20 protein-coding genes and 2 pseudogenes are annotated in these 20,457 nt (G+C 74.4%); 14 read left to right on the top strand and 8 right to left on the bottom strand.

Features of this window, described 5'->3' with window-relative positions; all coding sequences use genetic code 11:
- Window positions 1-165 precede the first annotated feature (165 nt).
- Window positions 166-1,635 (top strand): MFS transporter, encoded by a 1,470-nt coding sequence (locus tag P3T27_RS22875; RefSeq protein WP_280681344.1) that lies wholly within the window; start codon window positions 166-168, stop codon window positions 1,633-1,635.
- Window positions 1,636-1,649: 14 nt separating this feature from the next.
- On the opposite strand, the gene P3T27_RS22870 is transcribed toward P3T27_RS22875, so the two are convergent.
- Together P3T27_RS22870 and P3T27_RS22865 are read right to left on the bottom strand one after the other, a co-directional pair.
- Complete coding sequence (locus tag P3T27_RS22870; protein ID WP_280681342.1) at window positions 1,650-2,504, bottom strand: ABC transporter permease subunit; 855 nt, start codon at window positions 2,502-2,504, stop codon at window positions 1,650-1,652.
- On the bottom strand, window positions 2,501-3,412 hold the full coding sequence (locus P3T27_RS22865; RefSeq protein WP_280681341.1) for an ATP-binding cassette domain-containing protein: 912 nt from the start codon (window positions 3,410-3,412) through the stop codon (window positions 2,501-2,503). The genes P3T27_RS22870 and P3T27_RS22865 overlap by 4 nt, the downstream gene beginning before the upstream one ends.
- 132 nt (window positions 3,413-3,544) lie before the next feature.
- Here P3T27_RS22865 and P3T27_RS22860 point away from each other — a divergent pair, with 132 nt between their 5' ends.
- Together P3T27_RS22860 and P3T27_RS22855 are read left to right on the top strand one after the other, a co-directional pair.
- On the top strand, window positions 3,545-4,735 hold the full coding sequence (locus P3T27_RS22860; RefSeq protein WP_280681340.1) for a histidine kinase: 1,191 nt from the start codon (window positions 3,545-3,547) through the stop codon (window positions 4,733-4,735).
- Window positions 4,732-5,460 carry a response regulator transcription factor gene (locus P3T27_RS22855; protein WP_280681339.1) on the top strand — a complete coding sequence of 243 codons (729 nt, stop codon included), beginning with the start codon at window positions 4,732-4,734 and terminating at the stop codon, window positions 5,458-5,460. The genes P3T27_RS22860 and P3T27_RS22855 overlap by 4 nt, the downstream gene beginning before the upstream one ends.
- Before the next feature lie 6 nt (window positions 5,461-5,466).
- On the opposite strand, the gene P3T27_RS22850 is transcribed toward P3T27_RS22855, so the two are convergent.
- The 4 genes from P3T27_RS22850 to P3T27_RS22835 all read right to left on the bottom strand — a co-directional run bounded on the left by P3T27_RS22850 (window position 5,467) and on the right by P3T27_RS22835 (window position 8,743).
- Window positions 5,467-6,306, bottom strand: a complete 840-nt coding sequence (locus tag P3T27_RS22850) for an SAM-dependent methyltransferase (protein WP_280681337.1) — start codon at window positions 6,304-6,306, stop codon at window positions 5,467-5,469.
- A gap of 148 nt (window positions 6,307-6,454) precedes the next feature.
- Window positions 6,455-7,225: a hypothetical protein gene (locus P3T27_RS22845; RefSeq protein ID WP_280681335.1), complete on the bottom strand. Its 771-nt coding sequence runs from the start codon at window positions 7,223-7,225 to the stop codon at window positions 6,455-6,457.
- Between the two features lie 130 nt (window positions 7,226-7,355).
- A complete protein-coding gene (locus P3T27_RS22840; RefSeq protein ID WP_280681332.1) occupies window positions 7,356-8,399 on the bottom strand; it encodes a DUF1648 domain-containing protein in 1,044 nt (347 codons plus the stop codon).
- Entirely contained in the window at window positions 8,396-8,743 is a 348-nt protein-coding gene (locus P3T27_RS22835; protein WP_280681330.1) for a GntR family transcriptional regulator, read from the bottom strand. The genes P3T27_RS22840 and P3T27_RS22835 overlap by 4 nt, the downstream gene beginning before the upstream one ends.
- Before the next feature lie 136 nt (window positions 8,744-8,879).
- Between P3T27_RS22835 and P3T27_RS22830 the strand changes: the two genes are divergently transcribed.
- The 5 genes from P3T27_RS22830 to P3T27_RS22810 all read left to right on the top strand — a co-directional run bounded on the left by P3T27_RS22830 (window position 8,880) and on the right by P3T27_RS22810 (window position 15,644).
- On the top strand, window positions 8,880-11,279 hold the full coding sequence (locus P3T27_RS22830) for a DUF4118 domain-containing protein (protein WP_280681328.1): 2,400 nt from the start codon (window positions 8,880-8,882) through the stop codon (window positions 11,277-11,279).
- A 280-nt stretch (window positions 11,280-11,559) separates the two neighbouring features.
- Window positions 11,560-12,114, top strand: a complete 555-nt coding sequence (locus P3T27_RS22825) for a universal stress protein (protein ID WP_280681326.1) — start codon at window positions 11,560-11,562, stop codon at window positions 12,112-12,114.
- Between the two features lie 6 nt (window positions 12,115-12,120).
- Window positions 12,121-12,537 (top strand): hypothetical protein, encoded by a 417-nt coding sequence (locus P3T27_RS22820; protein WP_280681324.1) that lies wholly within the window; start codon window positions 12,121-12,123, stop codon window positions 12,535-12,537.
- 331 nt (window positions 12,538-12,868) lie between these two features.
- The gene (locus tag P3T27_RS22815) at window positions 12,869-14,428 is read left to right on the top strand and encodes an APC family permease (protein WP_280681322.1); all 1,560 of its coding nucleotides are present in this window, start codon (window positions 12,869-12,871) and stop codon (window positions 14,426-14,428) included.
- A 118-nt stretch (window positions 14,429-14,546) separates the two neighbouring features.
- The gene (locus tag P3T27_RS22810; RefSeq protein ID WP_280681320.1) at window positions 14,547-15,644 is read left to right on the top strand and encodes a Clp protease N-terminal domain-containing protein; all 1,098 of its coding nucleotides are present in this window, start codon (window positions 14,547-14,549) and stop codon (window positions 15,642-15,644) included.
- 55 nt (window positions 15,645-15,699) lie between these two features.
- Here P3T27_RS22810 and P3T27_RS22805 read toward each other — a convergent pair whose 3' ends face one another.
- Entirely contained in the window at window positions 15,700-16,116 is a 417-nt protein-coding gene (locus P3T27_RS22805; RefSeq protein WP_280681318.1) for a DUF3592 domain-containing protein, read from the bottom strand.
- Window positions 16,117-16,296: 180 nt separating this feature from the next.
- On the opposite strand from P3T27_RS22805, the gene P3T27_RS22800 reads away from it, so the two are divergent.
- Both P3T27_RS22800 and P3T27_RS22795 read left to right on the top strand, forming a co-directional pair.
- Complete coding sequence (locus P3T27_RS22800; RefSeq protein WP_280681590.1) at window positions 16,297-17,232, top strand: right-handed parallel beta-helix repeat-containing protein; 936 nt, start codon at window positions 16,297-16,299, stop codon at window positions 17,230-17,232.
- Window positions 17,233-17,243: 11 nt separating this feature from the next.
- Window positions 17,244-17,968: pseudogene (locus P3T27_RS22795) on the top strand (ABC transporter permease); the annotation flags it as partial.
- A 183-nt stretch (window positions 17,969-18,151) separates the two neighbouring features.
- On the opposite strand, the pseudogene P3T27_RS22790 reads toward P3T27_RS22795, so the two are convergent.
- A pseudogene (locus P3T27_RS22790) lies at window positions 18,152-18,358 on the bottom strand (oxidoreductase C-terminal domain-containing protein); the annotation flags it as partial.
- 177 nt (window positions 18,359-18,535) lie between these two features.
- On the opposite strand from P3T27_RS22790, the gene P3T27_RS22785 reads away from it, so the two are divergent.
- From P3T27_RS22785 to P3T27_RS22770, 4 genes are all read left to right on the top strand, one after another.
- Window positions 18,536-18,694, top strand: coding sequence for a hypothetical protein (locus P3T27_RS22785; RefSeq protein WP_280681316.1), 159 nt, complete (start codon window positions 18,536-18,538; stop codon window positions 18,692-18,694).
- A gap of 140 nt (window positions 18,695-18,834) precedes the next feature.
- A complete protein-coding gene (locus P3T27_RS22780) occupies window positions 18,835-19,077 on the top strand; it encodes a hypothetical protein (protein WP_280681314.1) in 243 nt (80 codons plus the stop codon).
- Complete coding sequence (locus tag P3T27_RS22775) at window positions 19,049-19,573, top strand: DUF6879 family protein (protein ID WP_280681312.1); 525 nt, start codon at window positions 19,049-19,051, stop codon at window positions 19,571-19,573. Before P3T27_RS22780 ends, P3T27_RS22775 begins: the two co-directional genes overlap by 29 nt.
- A gap of 13 nt (window positions 19,574-19,586) precedes the next feature.
- The gene (locus P3T27_RS22770) at window positions 19,587-20,438 is read left to right on the top strand and encodes a helix-turn-helix transcriptional regulator (protein WP_280681310.1); all 852 of its coding nucleotides are present in this window, start codon (window positions 19,587-19,589) and stop codon (window positions 20,436-20,438) included.
- The last annotated feature ends 19 nt before the right edge of the window (window positions 20,439-20,457 follow it).

Below are 20,457 nucleotides of genomic sequence, written 5' to 3'. Positions count from 1 at the left end.
GATCGGGCTCGGCCGTCCGGGTGAACGGGCCGCGCGGGCGGGCCAGCCCGCCTGGCGGTGGCGGGCGGCGGGGGCGCACGATGGCCGGACGGCGTGTGCCCGGTGCCCGCCTGGCTCTCTCGTCCGGTCGGCGACGTGCCCGCCGGACGTTCGGAAGGGGCGCCCATGACGGCCCAACCCTCGCGCAGGATCCCGGACGGCCCGCCGCCCAGTGCCTCCGCCGTCAGCGGGCGGGCCGCGGCGCGGCGCTGGCGGGCGCTCGCGGTCTGCCTGGTGGCCGGGTTCATGACGTTGTTGGACGTCAGCATCGTCAACGTCGCCCTGCCGACCGTCCGGGCCGGGCTGCACATGTCCGACAGCGGCCTGCAGTGGGTGCTGAGCGGCTACGCGCTCGCCTTCGGCCTGGTGCTCGTCCCGGCCGGGCGGCTGGGGGACGCGCGCAGCCGGCGGACCGTCTTCCTCACCGGGCTGGCCCTGTTCACGCTGGCCAGCGCGCTGGCCGGGGCGGCGCGCAACCAGGATTGGCTGGTGCTGGCCCGGCTGTTCCAGGGCGCGGCGGGCGGTGTGCTCGTCCCGCAGGTGTCCGGGTTCATCCAGGTCCTCTTCCAGGGCGCCGAGCGCGGCCGGGCCTTCGGCGCGCTCGGCGCGACCGTCGGTCTGTCCACCGCCGTCGGCCCGCTGCTCGGCGGGCTGCTGATCCACCTGTTCGGCCCGCACGACGGCTGGCGCTGGGTGTTCTACGTCAACCTGCCGATCGGCGTGGCCGCCCTTCCGCTGGCCTACCGGCTGCTTCCGGCGCCGCAGGCCGCCGCGCGGGCCGGGCACCGTGACTTCGACCCGGTCGGGATGCTGCTGCTCGGCTCCGGGACGGTCGCGGTGCTGCTGCCGTTCGTCCAGGAGCAGCAGTGGCACAGCGCGGCCCGCTGGCTGCTGCTGCCGCTGGCGGCGGTGCTGCTCGCGGCCTTCGTCGGCTGGGAGCGGTACTACGCGCGGCACCGGGAGCCGCTGGTGAGCATGGGGCTGTTCGCGGTCCGCCCGTACGCGGCGGGGGTGACGCTGTCGCTGGTGTACTTCGCCGGGTTCACCGCGATCTTCTTCATCTTCACGCTGTACCTGCAGACGGGCCTGCACTACTCGGCGCTCGCGGCGGGTGTGGCGGTCACGCCGTTCGCGCTCGGCTCGGCCGTGGCCGCGGCGGTGGGCGGGCGGCTGGTCGGGCGGCTGGGGCGGCGGCTGGTGCTGGCCGGGCTGCTGCTGGTGCTGCTCGGCCTGCTGACCTCGGCGCTGGCGGTACAGCAGTGGCCGGGGCAGTCGGTGGCCTGGGCGACGGCCCTGCCGCTGCTGGTCGCCGGGGTGGGCAGCGGGCTGGTGATCTCCCCGAACCAGACGCTGACCCTCCAGCAGGTGCCGGTCGCCCGCGCAGGCAGCGCGGGCGGTGTGCTGCAGACCGCGCAGCGGGTCGGCTCGGCGGTGGGCATCGCGGTCGTCGGCTCGGTGTTCTTCGCCCACGCCCAGGGCCCGCGCCCGGACTGGGCGTGGGCCTTCCAACTGGGCGTGGCCGTCGCGGCGGGCCTGGTGCTGGCGGCGCTGCTGGTCGCGGTGGCGGACGTGGCGGCGGGCTGGCACGGCGATTAGGAATCCGGGGTCGGTCAGTGGTCGCGCCGGTGGACCACCGCCACGGCGACCGCCACCGAGGCGAGCGCCCAGGCCGCGTAGGTGGCCCAGGATCCGGCGACGGTGGCGGGGTGCGCCACCGGGAGCGTGTGCGTCAGGTCGACCTGGGACAGTCGCCGCCAGGCCTGCAGCGGCATGGCGTGCAGGAGGTCGGCCGACCAGCGGTAGCGCTCGTTGAAGAACGCGGGCAGGAAGAACAGCACCAGGACGGTGGACACCACGGCGCCGGCGGTGTGCCGGATCAGCGCGCCGAGGGCGAACCCGGCCAGTGCGCAGACCGGGGCGAACAGCGCGGCGGCCGCGACGAAGCGCAGCGCGGCCGGGTGGGCGAGGGACAGGCCGATGTGCGTGTCGGCGAGCACGGCCTGGCAGGCGACGAAGGAGACGCCCGCGGTGAGGACGCCGTAGCCGAGCATGACCACGGTCAGCACGCAGGCCTTGGCGGTGATCACCGCCCGGCGGTCCGGGACGGCCACCAGCGTGGTGCGGATCAGCCCGCTCGCGTACTCGCCGACCACGGCGAGCGCGCCGACGCTGCCCGCGACGATCATCACGACGTCGGCCGCGATGACGGTGAAGGAGTCGCCGAGCGCGACCTGCAGCATGGTGGTCGGATCGCCCTCGCCGACGGTGTAGTGGTCGTAGGTGTACCGGGCCGACTTGAGGTTGGCGGCGATGACGAACAGGGCGCTCAGGCCCAGGACCCAGGCGGTCGAGCGCAGCGACCAGAGCTTGATCCACTCGGCGGCGAGCAGGTCACGCAAGCGGGTGCGCGGGGCGGCGCCGATACCGGTCGAGGGCGTGGCGGTGGTGAGGGTCGGCGTGGTCATCGGGGCTCTCCGGCGAGGTATTCGACGCTGTCGGCGGTCAGTTCCATGAACGCTTCCTCCAGGGAGGCGGTGCGGGTGGTCAGGGAGTTCAGCAACAGGCGGTGTTCCAGGGCGAGTTCGCCGATCCGGGTGGCGTCGGGACCGGTCACGGCCAGCGCGCCGTCCGGGCCGGGCCGGACGGTGGCGCCCGCCGCGGTCAACACGGCCGCCAGCCGGTCGGGTTCGGCCGCCCGGACGGTGACGTCGGTGTGGCCGGCCCGGGCGGCGAACTCGGTGAGGCTCTCGTCGGCGATCAGCCGGCCCCGGCCGACCACCACCAGCCGGTCGGCGGTGTGCTCCATCTCGGCCATCATGTGGCTGGAGACGAAGACCGTCCTCCCCTCGGCGGCGAGGCGGCGGAACAGCCCGCGCACCCACAGCACGCCCTCCGGATCGAGCCCGTTGAGCGGCTCGTCGAACAGCAGCACCGGCGGGTCGCCCAGCAGCGCGCCGGCGATGCCGAGCCGCTGCCGCATCCCGAGCGAGTACCCGCGGATCCGGCGCCCGGCGGCCTTGGTGAGCCCGACCTCGTGCAGCACCTCCTCGACCCGCGCGGCCGGGATCGCGTTGCTGCGGGCCAGCGCCCGCAGATGGGCCGCGCCGCTGCGCCCGCCGTGGACGTCGCCCGCGTCGAGCAGCGCGCCGACGTCGCGCAGGCCGCGCGACCGGGCCCGGAACGGGCGGCCGTCGACGGTGGCGGTGCCGCCGGTCGGGTCGTTGAGGCCGAGGATCAGCCGCAGGGTGGTGGACTTGCCCGCGCCGTTCGGGCCCAGGAAGCCAGTGACATGGCCGGGCCGGACGGTGAAGGTGAGGCGGTCGACGGCGGTGGTGCGGCCGAAGCGCTTGGTCAGCTCGGTGACTTCGATCATGGGCTCAACGGTGCCTGGCAGGGCCCGGCCACCGCATCGGACCGGCGCTGACACCCCGCGCCCCGGCTGCCACCTCCGGTCGTACAACCACGGTCCGATGACGGGACCCGGGCCCGTCGTTACGATCTTCACATGTCTGCGACGCCCTCTCCGCCGCTGTTCCGGCGCGTCCCGCCCGAGGTCTGGGTCGGGGCCGCCTGGTGCGTGGCCGCCGCCTACCCCGCCGTCCTGCTCGGCGGCGCCGCCCGCCAGCACCACGGCGCCGCCGCGCACGGCGGGCTGGCGTTCACCCTGGCCACCACGGCGGTGGCCTTCGTCGGCGCCGCGCTGGTGCGCCGGTTGCCGGTGCTCTCGATCGTCCTGCTGCTCGTCGCCGCCTTCACCGAGACCGACGGCTGGGCCGCGAACACCCAGGTGCCCCCGGCCGCGCTGCTGGCCGTGGACGTCGCGCTCTGCCTGATCACCGCCACCCGGCCGCGCCGCAGCTCCCGGGCCGCGTTCACGCTGGTGATGGTCTTCCTGGTGCTGCACATCGGCCTGGTGCACGGCAACACCGTCGGCATCTTCACCGGCACCCACATCGGCTCCGCCGACGGCGCCGCGCTGCTCGCCCTGATCGCCTGGCTGGTCGGCCGCTCGATGCGCGAGAACCGCGAGCACGCCCGGGCGTTGAGCACCCGGGCGGCCGCCGAGGCGGTCACCGCCGAACGGCTGCGGATCGCCCGCGAGATGCACGACACCGTCGCCCACAGCATCGGCATCGTCGCCCTGCAGGCCGGCGCCGCCCGCCGGGTCATCGACACCCGGCCCGACCGGGCCCGGGAGGCGCTGGCCGAGATCGAGAACGCCGGACGGGAGACCCTGGCCGGGCTGCGCCGGATGCTGGTCGCGCTGCGCCGGGCCGACGGCGAGGCGTCCGCGATCGTCCCGCAGGGCCTGGCCGACCTCGACCGGCTGGCCGCCGCGACCACCGCCGCCGGCGTCCGGGTCGAGGTCCGGCGGCAGGGCGACCAGGGCCCGCTGCCACCGGAGGTCGACCTCTCGGTCTTCCGCGTCATCCAGGAGTCCGTCACCAACGTGGTGCGGCACGCGGACACCCGCTCCTGCCTGGTCCGGGTCGACCGCCGGACGGCGGGCGAGGTGTCCGTGGAGATCACCGACCGGGGCCGGGGCCGGGGCGGCGAGCCGGGCGGCGGCTTCGGCCTGGCCGGGCTGCGCGAGCGGGTCGCCCTGCTGCACGGCGAGTTCGACGCCGGGCCGCGCCCCGAGGGCGGCTTCCGGGTCACCGCCCGGCTGCCGCTCGCCGTGGAGGTGGGCGCGTGATCCGCGTCCTGCTGGTCGACGACCAGCCGCTGGTCCGGGCCGCGCTGGAGATGGTCATCACGGAGACCACCGACGCCGAGGTGGTCGGCGAGGCCGGCACCGGCGCCGAGGCCGTCCGGCTGGCCGGGGAACTGCGGCCCGACGTGGTCGTGATGGACCTGCGGATGCCCGGCATGGACGGCATCGAGGCCACCCGCCTGATCACCGGCGGCGGCGGGCCGGCCAGGGTGGTCGTGCTCACCACCTTCGACGACGACGACCACGTGTACGCGGCGCTGCACGCCGGGGCGTCCGGCTTCCTGGTCAAGGACATGGCCTTGGACGACATCCTGGCCGCCGTCCGGGTGGTCGCGGCCGGGGACGCCCTGATCGCGCCGAGCGTCACCCGTCGGCTGATCTCCTCCTTCGCGGAACAGCGGCCGGCCCGGGTGCCGGCCGCCGCACCGGGGCAGAGCCCGGCCGCCGCACCGGGGCAGAGCCCGGCCGCCGCACCGGGGCAGAGCCCGGCCGCCCGGCGGCTCGACGCGATCACCGACCGCGAGCGGGAGATCCTCACCCTGGTCGGCCGGGGCCTGTCCAACACCGAGATCGCCGCCGAACTGGTCCTCAGCATCGCCACCGTGAAGACCTACATGACCCGGCTGCTCGCCAAACTCGACGCCCGCGACCGGGTCCACCTCGTCATCCTGGCCTACGAGGCGGGCCTGGTCTCCGTCACGGGCTGAGGAGGTTCAGCGCTTGATCGCCACGCCCGCGTACATCGCGATGTCCTGGTCGCGGATCGGCGCGGCGTCGGCGTCCGGGCGCCAGTGGTGGACCAGGGTGACGCCGGGGTCGAGGAGTTCGTAGCCGTCGAAGAAGGCCGTGGTCTCCGCCTGGTCCCGGATCTGCAGCGGGATGCCGCGCGCGTTGTACTCCCGGCCGACGCCGCCCACGCCCACCGGGTCGGTGTCGCCGGTGAACACGGTCAGGGCGAGGAAGCTGCCCGGTGCGAGGGCGTCCATGAAGCGGCGCACGATGCCCTGCGGGTCGTCGTGGTCGAGCACGAAGTGGACGATGGCGATCAGCGACAGCGCCACCGGCTGGGACAGGTCCAGGACTTCGCGCAGCCGGGGGTTCCGGATGATCGACTCCGGGTCGCGGAAGTCGGCGTCCACGTAACAGGTGCGGCCCTCGGCCGTGCTGGACATCAGGGCCCGCGCGTGGGTGAGCACGATCGGGTCGTTGTCGACGTAGGCGACCCGGGCGTCCGGGGCGATCCGCTGGGCGATCTCGTGCACGTTGGGCGAGGTCGGGATGCCGGTGCCGACGTCCAGGAACTGCCGGACGCCGTGCTCCTCGGCGAGGTGGCGGACGGCGCGCTGCATGAACTCCCGGGTGGTGCGCATCGAGATCGGCAGCGACGGCCAGGCCTGCACCGAGGCGTGCGCGGCGACGCGGTCCGCCTCGAAGTTGGTCTTGCCGCCGATGAGGTAGTCGTAGACCCGCGCCGAGTGCGGTACGTCCATCCGCAGATCCACCGAGGGGTACTCCTCCTGCGGACCGCGCTGCGCCCGGACCTCGTTCGACATGCTCGTCCTCCCGTTGCTGGGGTGCCGTCACCGGCCGCCACGGTGGCGGGCCATGGTGCGCATGGTAACGGTGTTCCGGGACGACGAGATGACGATCACTCAGCCTCCGGGTCGCCCCGCCGGGCTGCCGGCAGGGCGACCCGGCCGACTACTGGGGCTGGGCCGTCGGGTTGTCGGCGGTGAGGGCGCCGGCCTGCCCCGGGAGGACCGGGTGCTTCCCGTACGATCCGCCGGCGGCGGCGAGTTCACGCGCCGCGCCCGTCCAGGCGGCGCCGAAGGCCCAGGTCGAGAACCACTCGCAGAGGTACAGCGGCCGGACTGCCCAGTTCGAACCGATGCCGGTCACCCCGGCGACGACGGCGAGCAGCAGGAGGACCAGGATCAGCACCCCGGCCGCCAGGTACGCCCAGCCGACCCGGGACGGCTGGGCCGAACTCGGGTTCCGGAAGGAGAAGAGGCAGAACATCGCCAGCACGAACAGCAGCAGGCTCGCGAAGACGAGGTGCAGCACGCCGACCGTGGCCTGGAACGTCGTCGCGTCCCGGGGTGCGGTCGGGCACAGGGCGACCCCGAGCGCGAACACGCCGGCGGCGGTGCTCCAGCGGTCGTCGCGGCGGTCGAAGCGGTAGCAGATCAGGAACACCCCGAGCGCGCACAGGCCGCCCACGAAGAGGTTCCGGGTGCTGGTGTAGTACGAGCCGCTCATCGAGGCCGGCCAGAAGCCCGCCGTGCTCTGGCCTCGGAACTCGGCGAACAGCCAGTTCCCCAGCGGCAGCGCGAGCGGCAGCACTATGCCGATCAGGCCGACGCCGAGCCGTAGGAATGTGATGGTCCGTTCGTCCTGGTTGGTGTGGGTGCCTCCCCGGGCGGCGACCTCGTCGCGCCCCCGGGCTTCCGCCGTCCGTCCGTCGTGAGTCACGGACGCCTCCTTGCCCTCCGTGCAGTGACCAGCTGTCACCTGGTGTACCCGCCCCGCCGCCCGCCGTACCCCGGGTGACCGGGCGGTTTCGCGAAGTGTCACGCGATGGGCGGCGGGGCCGGAAGGGGAGTCAACCGGTGGGGCTGGCGGCCCTGGAGATGAGGGAGTCGAGCAGGGCCGCGCCGCGCTCGGCGTCGTCCACGCTGACGGCGAACTCGCCGCCGCGCCGGGTGCGGACCACCAGGCAGACCCCTCGGCGCAGCATCACCGTGGTGCCGAGCCCGTTGATGCGGTAGCCCCAGCCGCCGGCCTGGGCGGGGGTGCGGGTCTCGGCGCGGGCCGATTCGAGGTCGGCGGGGGACCAGCGCCGGCTGGGCCAACCGAAGGGGCCGAAGCCGACGGACAGGCCCCGGTCGGTCACCCGGGCCTGCACCGAGGAGCAGGCGAGCACGAGGACGGAGGTGGAGGCGAACGGCACGATCAGCGACCAGTTGAGCGCGATCAGCCCGCTGGCCGGGGCCAGCACGCCGCCCACCGCGCCCAGCCCGAGGACGGCGGCGGCCAGCTGCAGCCAGGGGTTGACGGCCCGGGAGAGCCAGACCAGCTGCTCGCCCGGGGCGGCCGCCGGCACCGGCGCCCCCGTCGCCGGGCGTGCCCCGGCCGGGGAGGCCTGGTGCGGGCGGGTGGCCAGCCAGGTCAGCAGGCCGGCCAGGCCCGCCGCCGCGATGATGAGGACCACCTCGACGCCCATCGGCGCGGCGTCCTGCCAGCGGGTGCGGTCCAGGTTGGCGTGCACGATGGAGGTCTGCGCCCCGGTCAGGAGCACGCCGCCGGTGGCCAGTGTCACCCCGGTGGCGCCGCGCGAGCGGGCGGGCCGGAAGCGGAAGGCGGCGGCGGTGGCCAGCACCAGCACCAGCCAGGTGGCCGCCGGGAAAAGTGCGGCGGCCGTCAGCGACATGGCACCGTCCGGGTTCCGCCCGCTCCAGTGGGTGGCGAGCCGGTCCGGCAACCGGGAGCGCGCGGCCCACGGCAGCGCGATCAGCAGTCCCAGCACGCCGGCCGACCAGGCCGCCGCACCCCAGACCGCGCCGCGCTGCGGCCCGTTCCCCCGCCGCGCGTTCTCCCGACGCCCCTTCCCCTGACGCCCGTTCGTCCTGGGCCCCTCGTCCGTCACGACATCCCCCTGATCATGTCCACGAGATCGTTCGCGCTGTAGCCGGCCCGGGCCGCGTCGGCGACCAACTGCCGGACCCGCTCGGTGAGTTCGGAGCGGGTGTCGGCCTCCGCCGCGACGGTGATGCCGCGGCCCCGGCGGAACTCCAGCACGCCCTCGTCCCGCAGCGTGCGCAGCCCGCGCAGGATGGTGTTGGTGTTCACCCCCAGCGCCCGGGAGAGCTCCCGGGCCGGGGGCAGCCTGTCCCCGGGCGTGCACTCGCCCTCGGCGATGGCCCGCCGGATCGCGCCCGCGACCTGCTCGTGCAGGGGGCGGGCGTCGCCGGTGTCCAGCTTCAGCAACATGGTGCTATTGACGATAGCACCATGCGGATCATCCGGCGTCGGCGCGCAGGCGGGGGCGAAGCCAGGCCCTGGCCGTCCCCTCGCGCGCCCCGGCGCCCGGGCGGAGCATGGACACCGAGGAGGTGGCGGCGCGGCGGTGAGCGGACGACTGCGGGTGTTCCTGGGGGCGGCGCCGGGGGTCGGCAAGACGTACGCCATGCTCGCCGAGGGCCGCCGGCTGCGCGACGAGGAGGGCCTGGACGTCGTCGTCGGCCTGGTCGAGACCTACGGCCGCCGGGGCACCGAGCAGCAGCTCGGCGACCTGCCCGTCCTGCCCCGCCGGACGGTCGGCCACCGCGGCACCACGTTCACCGAACTCGACGTCCACGCCCTGCTCGCCCGCCGCCCCCAACTCGCGCTCGTCGACGAACTCGCCCACACCAACGCCCCCGGCAGCAGCCACGACAAGCGCTGGCAGGACGTCCGCGAACTCCTCGACGCCGACATCGACGTGGCCACCACCGTCAACATCCAGCACCTGGAGAGCCTCAACGACGTCGTCGAACAGATCACCGGCGTCGCCCAGCGCGAGCGGATCCCCGACGAGGTGGTCCGCGCCGCCGACCGGATCGAACTCGTCGACCTCAGCCCGCAGGCCCTGCGCACCCGGATGGCCCAGGGCGCCATCTACCCGACCGACCGGATCGACGTCGCCCTCGACCACTACTTCCGGGCCGGCAACCTCGGCGCGCTGCGCGAACTCGCCCTGCTCTGGCTGGCCGACCGGGTCGAGGAGGAACTCGCCGACTACCGCGCCCGGCACGGCATCCGGGCGCCCTGGGAGACCAAGGAACGCATCGTCGTCGCCCTCAACGGGGCCCCGCAGGGCGAGCACCTGATCCGCCGCGGCGCCCGCATCGCCGCCCGGGTGCACGGCGACCTGATCGGCGTGCACGTCCGGCTCGACGACGGCACCGCCGTCCGCGAGCCGCCCACGCTCGCCGGGCAGCGCGCGCTGCTGCACGAACTCCACGGCGGCTACGTCGAGGTGAGCGGCGGCGACGCCGCCCGCGCCCTGGTGGACTTCGCCCGCACCGAGAGCGCCACCCAGATCCTGCTCGGCCCGACCAGCCGCAGCCGCCTGCGCGAACTGGTGTCCGGTTCGGTGATCAACCGCGTCATCCGGCTGGCCGGACCGATCGACGTCCGGGTCGTGCCCCCGCCCGAACCCGGGCTGCTGGCCGTTCCGCCCGCGCCCCGGCGCCGGCGCCCGGCCGCCGTCCCGGCACGCCGCCGACGCCTCGCCTGGCTGACCGGGCCGGCCGGGACGGCAGCCCTCGTCTGGGCGCTCTCCCCGCTGCGCGACGCGCTCGCACTACCCGGCGCCCTGCTCTGCCTGCTGCTCGCCGTCGCCGCCACCGCCCGGCTCGGCGGCCTGCTGCCCGCCGCCGGCAGCACCGCCGTCGGGCTGCTCGCCGCCGACTACTTCTTCACCCGGCCCTGGCACAGCCTCGCCGTCGCCCGCGGCGCCGACCTCGCGGCACTGCTGCTCTTCCTCGCCGTCGCCGGGATCATCGCCCACCTCATCGACGGCCTCGCCCGCCGGTCCCAGCAGGCCGACCGGGCCCGCGCGGAGGCGGCCGTGCTGGCCCGGCTGGCCGGCGACACGGTCGACGGCGGGGCCCGGGCACTGCCCGACCTGGTCGCCGACCTGCGCCAGGTGTTCGGCCTGGAGGGCTCCGTCGTCCTGGTCCGCTCCGGTCCGCTCTGGCGCCCGGTCGCCGCCTCCGGCGCCACCCTCCCGCAGCGCCCCGACGAGGCCTCACTCGCCGTCGACCTCGGCGCGGACACCGTCCTGGCGCTGCGCGGACCGGCGCTCACCGAGGAGGACACCCGGCTGCTGGGCCCCTACGTCACCCAGCTGCGGCTGGCCCGGGAGCGCGAGCGGCTGGCCGTCCAGGCCGCGGCGGCCGAGACCCTCGCCCACGCCGACGCCCTGCACACCGCGCTGCTGGAGGCCGCCGGGCAGGACCTGCACGCGCCGCTCGCGGCGCTGCGCCGCGAGGCCGCCGCCCTGCCGGGGCCGCCGGGGCGGCGGATCGCCGCCGAGACGCGCCGGATGGAACGCCTGGTCGCCGACCTGCTGGACCTCAGCCGGCTGCGGGCCGGCGAGAAGCCGGTGCTGCTGCGCCCCACCGCCCTCGCCCCGGTGCTCGCCGCCGCCCTCGCCGACCTGCCCGGCGAGCAGGGCGGCGTGCGGCTCACCCTCGCGGACGGCCTGCCGCCCGTGCTCGCCGACGCGGGCCTGCTGGAACGCGCCCTCGCGGACGTCCTCACGGCGGCCGCCCGGCCCGCCCTGGTCGACGCGGGCGCGGTGGCCGGGCGGGTCCACCTCCGGGTGACGGCCCCTGGCCCGGCCGCCGAGGGCACCGGCCTCATCGTGGCACGCGGCTTCGTCGAGGCGATGAACGGCGAACTGACCGCCGAACCCGCCCCCGGCGGCGGCACTGCCTACACCTTCGACCTCGCCCGCGCCCCGGGTGCGCCCCAGCGCTAGGGTCGGTCGCCCTCGGTCAGGCCGAACTCCCGGAGTGGCGCGCCGACTTCGGTCGACTCCGCCCGGTGCGGCCATCGCCGGCGCCGGAACTCCGGGCCGGGCAGGTCCGGCTCGGCCGGACGGGTGACGGTGGGTGCCGGTGGCCGGTCCGCGTATGGAGTGCGTTGGGAAGGCGGCCCCGGGCGTCAGGAAGGCGTCAAGGACGGGCGGCGGGCGGCGGGCGCGGCGGTTGGGTGGAGGGCGACGGACCAGGCAGGCAACGACGACGCGAGGACGGATCATGCACGGCAACGGACGGCACGAGGGCAGTGGCGGCGGCAGGGTGGTGGTCGGGGTCAGCGGATCGCTGGGCAGCCTCGCCGCCCTGCACCGCGGCGTGGCGGAAGCCCGCCACCGCGGCGCCGAACTCGTGCCGGTGCTGGCCTGGGAGCCGCCCGGCGGTGAGTTCGGATACCGCCGGTCGCCGTGCCCGCCGCTGCTCGCCGCGGTGCGCGAGGCGGCCGAGCGGCGGCTGCTGGACGCCCTCGACGCGGCGTTCGGCGGCGCCGACCCGGGCGTGCCGTTGCGCCCGCTGGTGATCCGGGGGGAGACCGGGCCCGCCCTCGTCCAAGCCGCCGACCGGCCGGAGGACCTGCTGGTCCTCGGCCAGAGCGGCGGACTGCTGCGCCGCCGGCTGCGGGGCTCGGTGCCGGCGTACTGCGCGCGGAAGGCGGGCTGCCCGGTGCTGACCGTCCCGGTGCCCGGGCTGCTGCACGAGCTGGAGGCCATGAACCGGCGCACCCGGTGGCACCTGCCGGTCGGCGAGATGTCCGAACTCCTCTTCGTGAAGGGTTAGTTCGCGGTGCGGATGTACGCGGCCCGGCCCGGCGGGCGGCACTACCACCCGGTGCTGGAGCGGCTGTCCGCCCCGACCTCGGGCACGGTGGCCCTGCTCGCCGGTGGCGCCCTGGCGCTGGGCCTCGGCGGGCTCGGCGAACTGCACTCCGGCTGGCTCGCCCACGTCGCCTACCTCGCGCTGTGCGGAATCGTCGGCGGCTTCTCCCGGCCCCGGGCGGCGCCGCTGATCGGACTGGCGGCCTGGCTCTGCTGCAACGCCTTCGCCGAGCACCGGTACGGCGAACTGGGCTGGTCCGGGCCGTGGCCGGAGGGCGGGCACCTCGCGATGTTCGCCGCCACCGCCCTGCTGGTGGCCCTGCCCACCACCCTGCCGCGCCGGACGGTCCGGGTGGCGCGGCTGCGCCTCGACACTCCCGTCTGAGGCCCCGAGACGGCCCGTCACCGGCCTTCGGGCCGGCCGGCGGGCCACACCGAACCCCGGGCTCCGGCCGGTACTCCGGAGCCCTCGGCAACCGGTGGAACACAGGTAGGCGGCGCGCGGCGCCGTGGCGACGGAGCGGTCGCCGTTCGGACAGCGGTCCCGTCGATCCGGTCGGGCACCGCCGCGACCGCACCACCGCCGCGCGCCGCGCGCCCCGTCCGCCTCCCACCCCGGGCCCCCGCCGCCCGGCCGCCCGCCGCGGTGGGCGCTACGCTGAGACGACCAGATCGGTCCTCGCGGCCCCCGCTGCGCACCCAAGGGGGTGGGACCCGTGTCGGCCTCCCCGACCAGCCCCCCAACCGGCGTTCCGACCGGTTCCGGCGCGGGTGAGAAGGGCCTGAAGAGCGGCGCCCTGGGCCTGCTCTCCTCGGTGTGCATCGGCCTCGCCTCCACCGCCCCCGCCTACAGCCTGGCCGCGACGCTCGGCATCGTCGTGGTCGGCGTCGGCCTCCAGGCGCCGATCGTCACCGTCCTGGCGTTCATCCCGATGCTGCTGATCGCCTACGCCTACAAGGAGCTCAACGCCGCCGACCCGGACTGCGGCACCACCTTCACCTGGGCCGCCCGCGCGTTCGGCCCGCGCACCGGCTGGATGGGCGGCTGGGGCATCGTCGTCGCCGACGTCATCGTGATGGCCAACCTGGCGCAGATCGCCGGGGTGTACGGCTTCCGGCTGGTCGGCCTGGACTCGCTCGCGGCCAGCCGGGTGTGGACGACCACGGCGGGGGTGGTGTGGATCGTCCTGATGACGGCCATCTGCTACGTCGGCATCGAGCTGTCCGCCGCCCTGCAGCGGTGGCTGCTGGCCGTCGAGGTGGTGGTGCTGGTCCTCTTCTCGGTCACCGCGCTCGTCACGGCGTACAGCTCCGGCGCGCCCGCGACCGCCATCCCGGTCGACGCCTCCTGGTTCAACCCGTTCAACGTGCCCTCGACCTCTGCCTTCACCGCCGGGATGCTCGCCGCGGTCTTCATCTACTGGGGCTGGGACACCGCGGTGTCCGTCAACGAGGAGACCGCCGACTCCGCGCGCACCCCCGGCCGCGCGGCGGTCATCTCCACCGTGCTGCTGCTCTTCATCTACGCCCTGGTCGCCACCTCGGCGCAGTCCTTCGCCGGGGTCGGTGCCGACGGCATCGGGCTCGGCAACCCGCAGCACTCGGGGGACGTGCTGTCCGGCCTCGGCGACGCGGTGTTCGGCACCTCCGGCTTCGGTGCGGTGCTCAGCCGGCTGCTGATCCTGATGGTGCTGACCTCGGCCGCGGCCTCCACCCAGACGACGATCCTGCCCACGGCCCGCACCACCTTCTCGATGGCCAGCCACCGGGCCATCCCCAGCGGCTTCGCCCGGGTGCACCCGCGCCACCGGACCCCGACCTGGTCGACGGTCGCCATGGGCCTGGCGTCGATCGGCTTCTACGTGCTGCTCACCGCGATCAGCGGCAACGTGCTGGCCGACTCGATCGCCTCGGTCGGCCTCGGCATCGCCTTCTACTACGGTCTGACCGGCTTCGCCTGCGTCTGGTACTACCGCCGGGTGCTCACCCGCAGCGTCCGGGACTTCGTGGGCAAGGGCGTGCTTCCGCTGGCCGGCGGCCTGATGCTGCTGTACTTCTTCGCCTACGGCGCCTTCGACGTCTACGCCGACCCGGACTACGGCGCCACCTCGATCGACCTGCCGGTGATCGGCCGGGTCGGCGGGGTGACGGTGATCGGCCTGGGCGCACTGCTGCTCGGAGCGGTGTTGATGCTGGCGCAGCGGGTGCTGCAGGGGTCCTGGTTCCGCCACCCGGACGTCCCGGTGAGCGCCGCCGACCCGGCCGCCGCGCCCTGAGCCGGGCGACGGCCCCGAATCGGCCGGTTCTGACGCCTCCTTGACGCACGACCACGTGTAAAGGGTGGGCAAAGCAGGCATATAGTTCCGGCAAATGACTGTTGCGGGAGGGGCCGGTATGGAGACGACGCTGGAACCGGACTGGCGCACGCTCGGCGTCCTGGGCGCGGCCCGGGCCGCGCGCGGCGGCGGCGACGGCCGACTGGGGACGGAACACCTGCTGGCCGCCGTCGCCGGGACGAAGGGCCCCGCCGGCGAGGCCCTGGCGGCCGCCGGGGCGACCGCGACCGCCCTGCTCGCCGCGCTGCGCGACCGCCAGGGCGGCAACGGCGCGGCGCGCTGGAGCTCGGACGACGAGGCCGGCGCGAGCGTGCCCGCCCGGGACGCGCTCGGCCCGACCGGGGACCGCGGCCTGCTGCTCAGCGGCGCCGCCGCCCGCGCCCTGACCGGCGCGATGGACCGGGCCCGGCAGGGCGGCGAGCGGAAGTTCACCGCCGAACACCTGCTGCGCGCCCTGCTCGCCGACCGGCACGCCCGGGCCGTCGAACTGCTGCACGCGGCCGGCGCCGCACCCCGGGCGGTCCGCGACCGCCTGGACGCCGACGACCCGGAGGCCCCCGACACCGCCCCTGACGGCCCCGGCGCTCCCGCCGACGGCCTCGACCCGCTGCTGCGCCCCACCCGGGACGCGCTGCTCGGCCGCCGCCCGTACCCGCTCCCGCGCTGGAAGCGGCTGCTGGGGCGGGGCTCCGCCAAAGCGAACATCGCCACCACACCGATGGCCTGGGTCCGGCTGGAGACCGACGAGCAGGCGCAGCGCCTCGGCCGCCGCGCGCCGGGCACCGAGCACGTCCTGCTGGCCGTCCTGGCCGTCCACGAAATCGCCTGCCGGCACCCGCAGTTGGCCGGCGGGGGCGGCGCCGACCCGGCCGAGCGGCACGCGGGCGGCGTGCTGTTGGCCCGACTCGGCCTCGACTACGCCCGGGCCCATACCGCGCTGACCGTCGGCCAGGTGCGGCTCCCGGCCGACCCACGCGCCGTGGACGCCTACCTGGACGGCGCCCCCGCCGGACAGGGCACCGGGCCGCTGGTCCGTACCCTGCTGGAGGAGGACACCCGGGCCCGCCGCCTGGCGGACACCCTGTGCACCGACCCCGACGGCCTCCAGCGCGCGCTCGCCGCAGTCCTGCCGGACAGGCCCTCGGACACGCCCTAGAACGATCGGACCGAGGAGAGGAGCACCACCTGCGCGGCACCATCGGCGCGGAGCCTCAGCGGACGGCGAGTGCCAGGGTGATCGAGGTCAGCACCATCAGCAGCCCGAGCGCCACGAAGGCGTACTCCAGCGGCCTGCGCTCGTGGCCGTCCACCAGGACCTGCCGGGGATCGGCCGGGTCGTAGCGGACCGGCACGTGGCCGCCGTCCGGCAGCGGGTGGCGCGGGGTGGACGGGACGGGGGAGAAGACCTCCACCACCCGGCCGTCCGCGGTCTCGAACTGCAGCAGCGGGCGCGGCGGAAGCGCGCGGTCCTCAGGCGTGGGGACGCGGGCGCGCACCAGCGCCAGGGCCGGGACGCCGACCCGGCGCAGCCGTCGCAGCTCGCGCAGCCCGACGACCCCGGCGAGGTAGGCGACCACGCCGCCCAGCGCACCGAACACCACCACGGCGAACCCGGCCGTACCGCCCACCGTGCCTCCTTGCCCGCATCGCCCCCGGAATCCCAGTATCGCCGACCGCAGGCGGTCTTGACGCCCGGAATGGTCCAGTCCATTGTGGGGGCCCGGCCTGTTCCTTCCCCCCACCCCGTAGGAGCACCGTCCGTGACCTCCCCCACCTCCGCCCGCCGTACCCTCGCCGTCGGCGCCGCGCTGACCGCACTCGCCCTCGGCTGCGCGCCCTCCGCCGTCGCCGATCCGACGGCGGCCGCCGTCGTCAAGGTCACCACCACCAAGCAGCTCCAGGCGGCGCTCGCGGCCGCCGTGCCCGGCCAGACCATCCAACTCGCGGACGGCACCTACACCGGCAACTTCAAGGCCACCGCGCCCGGCACCGCCGCCGCCCGGATCACCCTCAGCGGCTCGGCCAAGGCCGTGCTCACCACCCCGACCGGCGGCGGCTACGGCCTCTACCTCAACGGTGCGAGCTACTGGACCGTCCAGGGCCTGACCGTCACCGGCGCCCAGAAGGGCATCATGACGGACGCCGCGAACTACGTGGTGATCGACGGCGTGACGATCCATCACACCACCATGGAGGGCGTGCACTTCCGCAACTCCAGCGCGCACGGCACGCTGCGCAACTCGCGCATCCACGACACCGGCCTGAACCGGGACGGCATGGGCGAGGGCGTCTACGTCGGCACCGCCAACACCCTCGCCGACCGCAGCGACTACGTGCGGATCATCGGCAACACCTTCGGCCCGAACATCGGCGCCGAGAACGTCGACCTCAAGGAGGGCACCACCGGCGGCCTGGTCTCCGGCAACTCCTTCGACGGCGACGGCCTCACCGGCCGCAACTACGACGACTCCTGGGTCGACGTGAAGGGCAACGGCTACGTCGTCGAGAACAACACCGGCGTGCGCACCACCGACGACGGCTTCCAGACCCACAGCGTCCAACCCGGCTGGGGCTGCGGCACGGTGTTCCGGGGCAACCGCTCCGACCTCACCGGCGCCACCGGGCCGGACCGGTACGCGATCGACGTGACCGACTACGCCGCCGCCTGCCCGGTGACGATCGGCCCGGGCAACACCGTCACCGGGGGGCGGGGTCTGGTCAACCCCGGCGTCCCGGTCGGCTGACCTCTCGGGAGCCGCTGCTGGTCGTGGTGGTGAACTCGTTCAACGCCTCCCGCTCCTTCGCGTGGCCGCCCACCGGCTTCAGCCTGCGCTGGTGGTCCGCGGCGTGGCGGGCGGCGGCCGGCTCGTGGGCCTGCGGGACGCGCTGTGGACGTCCGTACGTGCCGGGCTGGGCGCGACCGCGGTGGCGCTGGTACTCGGCACCACGGCCGCGTTCGCGGCGACGCGCTACCGCTTCTTCGGACGGCAGACGGTGTCGTTCCTGCTGATCCTGCCGATCGCGCTGCCCGGCATCGTCACCGGCATCGCGTTGAACGCCGCGTTCCGCACCGTGCTGGTGCCGCTCGGGATCGGCTTCGGCATGTTCACCGTCGTCGTCGGCCATGCGACGTTCTGCATCGTGGTGGTCTTCAACAACGTCTCGGCACGGCTGCGCCGGCTGCCGTCGAGCAGCGAGGACGCGTCGGCGGACCTGGGGGCGCACACCTTCCAGACGTTCTGGTACGTGACGCTCCCGGCGGTGCGCGGCGCGCTCCTGGCGGGCGCGCTGCTGGCCTTCGCACTGTCCTTCGACGAGATCGTGGTGACGACCTTCACCGCGGGCCCCGGCACCCGGACCCTGCCGCTGTGGATCTACGACAACCTGGCCCGGCCGAACCAGGGGCCGGTGGTGGACGTGGTCGCCTCCGCACTCATCGTGCTGTCGGCGCTGCCGGTCTACCTGGCGCACCGGATGAGCGAGGCGGCGGACCCCGCACGGCCCGGCCGCCGTAGGTCGAGGCGGGGCAGGCGGGTCGTAGCGGAGGCCGCCGCGGGAGGAAGCGGCGACGGTCCGAGCCTCGGACCCACCGGTGGGCACCTCGTGGACTCCGGCCAGGTGTGAACCGCCGGATCCGCCACCGGTGGGGGCCGACGACCGGCCCTACAGCTCGCCGAGCGGTACGCCCGGGTCGGCGAGCGCCTTCGGGTCCACCGCCCGCCCGGAGCGGACCAGTTCGCGGATCGGGTCGGTGACGTCCCAGACGTTGACGTTCATCCCCGCCAGCACCCGGCCGTCGGCCAGCCAGAACGCGATGAACTCGCGGGTGGCCGGATCGCCGCGGAACACCACCCGGTCGTAGCCGCCCGGTCTCCACTGGGCAGCCTGCCGCGCACCCGCCTTTCGGTGTACTGGACCGCCAGCGCAGGCAGTTCGCGCGGCTGGTCGCACAGCTCGGTGTCGCCCTTACAGACGAGGAGTCGGACGGGCCTCTGTCGGTCAGTCAGGCTGGCCGAGCGGGCGCTCGGGCGCGTTGGGGGTGCAGTGATGGCCAGAAAGCGGAAGCGCGGGGCGGAGTCCGCCGACAAGCCGTGCTTCTGGTGTGAGCGGGAGGGCCACGCCGCTTGCGGCAAGGATGTTCACGCCCGGCAGCGGACCGAGGACTGGGCGCTGTATCGGCAGCTGGAGGGGGCGATCGGGGCGTGAGGCGGCGCGCGACCGAGACGGGGATCGAAGCTCATGCCGACCGGGGACCGAGGTCCTGTGCTTCGCATGGCCCGTCAATGGGTACTCCGTCGGCTGAACCGCGTAGAACATCGCGGAAGGGACCTCCAACGGAGGCCAGCGTGAAGCTAGTGTTCATCGCCAAGGACCCCAACACGAATGGGGAGAACTGCCCCACTGTTTGGGTGGACCCGGAGACGCGCGACATTGTGATTCAGGGGTGGAAGGCCGACGCCGACACCGAGGTCGAGTGCCTCACGGTGGGGCACATCCCGGAGTCCGAGGCGGTCGTCCGGGTGCCTGCCCGGATGGTGGCCGCTATCAGGGAGGCTTGCAGTGTCGCTGAAGGTGCCGACGTTCGCTGAGTTGCTGGCGGACAGCCGATACAGCGCCGTCCACCTGGAGATGCGCGACGTGTACGGCGTCGAGGAGGAAGACGCCGACTTCGCCGCGTGGAAGGCCGGGCACCGCCATGACCCGGACGACCGGGCGTCCTGGTGGAATCCCTTCCTGACGACGGTTTCGGAAGCGGTCGCCCGGGGAGTGGCGTTCCGCCGGGCCCGGGTCGTCTCGGTGCCCGTGACCGACTACATCCGGTACGAGCACTCGTGCACCTTCCAGAACATCGCTGCGGGGGAGTCGGTCCGCTGGCTGCCCCGGCGGCTCGCTTCTGACCTGATGCTGCCGGGCAATGACCTGTGGCTGTTCGATGGCAGGGTGGCGAAGTTCGGCCTGTTCTCCGGCGACGGCTCGTTCTTGGGCAACGTGATGAGCGACGACCCCGAGGTGGTCAAGCGCTGCGTAGACGCCTTTGAGGCGGTGTGGGAGCGCGGAGTTCCTCACCAGGACTTCGAGGTCTGACGCTCTCAAATCCATGGCTCGATCCCCTTCTTCCAGCGTTCAAGCGGCCCGCGATGCGGTGGCCGCACGGCTGCGGGAGCTCCGTCAGGACGCTGGGCTCAAGCAGGTGGATATCGCCGTGCGCACAGGCTGGCAGGGGTCCAAAGTGTCCCGCATTGCCAACGGAACAACTCCGCCGTCCGACATGGATATTCGGGCGTGGTGCTCGGCGTGCGGTGCCGACGATCAGACTGACGACCTGATCGCGGCATCGCGTGCCGCTGACACGATGTACGTCGAGTGGCGTCGAGTCCAACGGGCGGGCCTGCGGCGGGTGCAGGAGTCCCGTGTGCCGCTGTACCAGCGCACCCGGCTCTTTCGCGTCTACTGCTCCAACGTCATCCCGGGGCTGTTCCAAACCGAGCCTTACGCGACGGCGTTGCTACGGGCTATCACCCGGTTTCATCAGACCCCTGACGACGTGGCGGAGGCCGTGGCGGCACGGCTGGCCCGTTCGGACGGCGTGGTTCGGGAGGGTGACCACCGGTTCGCCGTCCTGATCGAGGAGTCGGTGTTGCGCAACCAGGTGGGCGACTCGCAGACCATGGCCGGCCAGCTCGGTTACTTGCTGGCGCTGATGAGCCTTCCTCGGGTGTCGCTCGGCATCGTGCCGTTCTCTGCCCGACGCGAGATGTGGACCCTGGAGGCGTTTAACGTCTTTGACGATCAGCGAGTGCACGTGGAACTGCTGACTGCTGCTGTGACCGTTACCGCGCCAACGGAGGTCAAGCAGTACGTTCGGGCGTTCGGTGAGCTGGCCTCTCTGGCGGTGTACGGGGCGGCTGCCCGGGCCTTGATCTCAGAGGTGATTAACGCCCTGGAGTGATCGGCATAGAAGTCCAGAG

Origin of the sequence: Kitasatospora sp. MAA19 (genome assembly GCF_029894125.1) — a bacterium.
In the GTDB taxonomy this organism is placed as follows: Bacteria; Actinomycetota; Actinomycetes; order Streptomycetales; family Streptomycetaceae; genus Kitasatospora.
This window is presented reverse-complemented; position numbering and strand designations above follow the sequence as displayed.

Coding starts and splice junctions, on each gene's coding strand:
- P3T27_RS22870 (WP_280681342.1), bottom strand. CDS start 2,504: ATGACCACGCCGACCCTCACCACCGCCACGCCCTCGACCGGTATCGGC.
- P3T27_RS22875 (WP_280681344.1), top strand. CDS start 166: ATGACGGCCCAACCCTCGCGCAGGATCCCGGACGGCCCGCCGCCCAGT.
- P3T27_RS22865 (WP_280681341.1), bottom strand. CDS start 3,412: ATGATCGAAGTCACCGAGCTGACCAAGCGCTTCGGCCGCACCACCGCC.
- P3T27_RS22835 (WP_280681330.1), bottom strand. CDS start 8,743: ATGTTGCTGAAGCTGGACACCGGCGACGCCCGCCCCCTGCACGAGCAG.
- P3T27_RS22785 (WP_280681316.1), top strand. CDS start 18,536: ATGGCCAGAAAGCGGAAGCGCGGGGCGGAGTCCGCCGACAAGCCGTGC.
- P3T27_RS22770 (WP_280681310.1), top strand. CDS start 19,587: ATGGCTCGATCCCCTTCTTCCAGCGTTCAAGCGGCCCGCGATGCGGTG.
- P3T27_RS22825 (WP_280681326.1), top strand. CDS start 11,560: ATGCACGGCAACGGACGGCACGAGGGCAGTGGCGGCGGCAGGGTGGTG.
- P3T27_RS22850 (WP_280681337.1), bottom strand. CDS start 6,306: ATGTCGAACGAGGTCCGGGCGCAGCGCGGTCCGCAGGAGGAGTACCCC.
- P3T27_RS22860 (WP_280681340.1), top strand. CDS start 3,545: ATGTCTGCGACGCCCTCTCCGCCGCTGTTCCGGCGCGTCCCGCCCGAG.
- P3T27_RS22810 (WP_280681320.1), top strand. CDS start 14,547: ATGGAGACGACGCTGGAACCGGACTGGCGCACGCTCGGCGTCCTGGGC.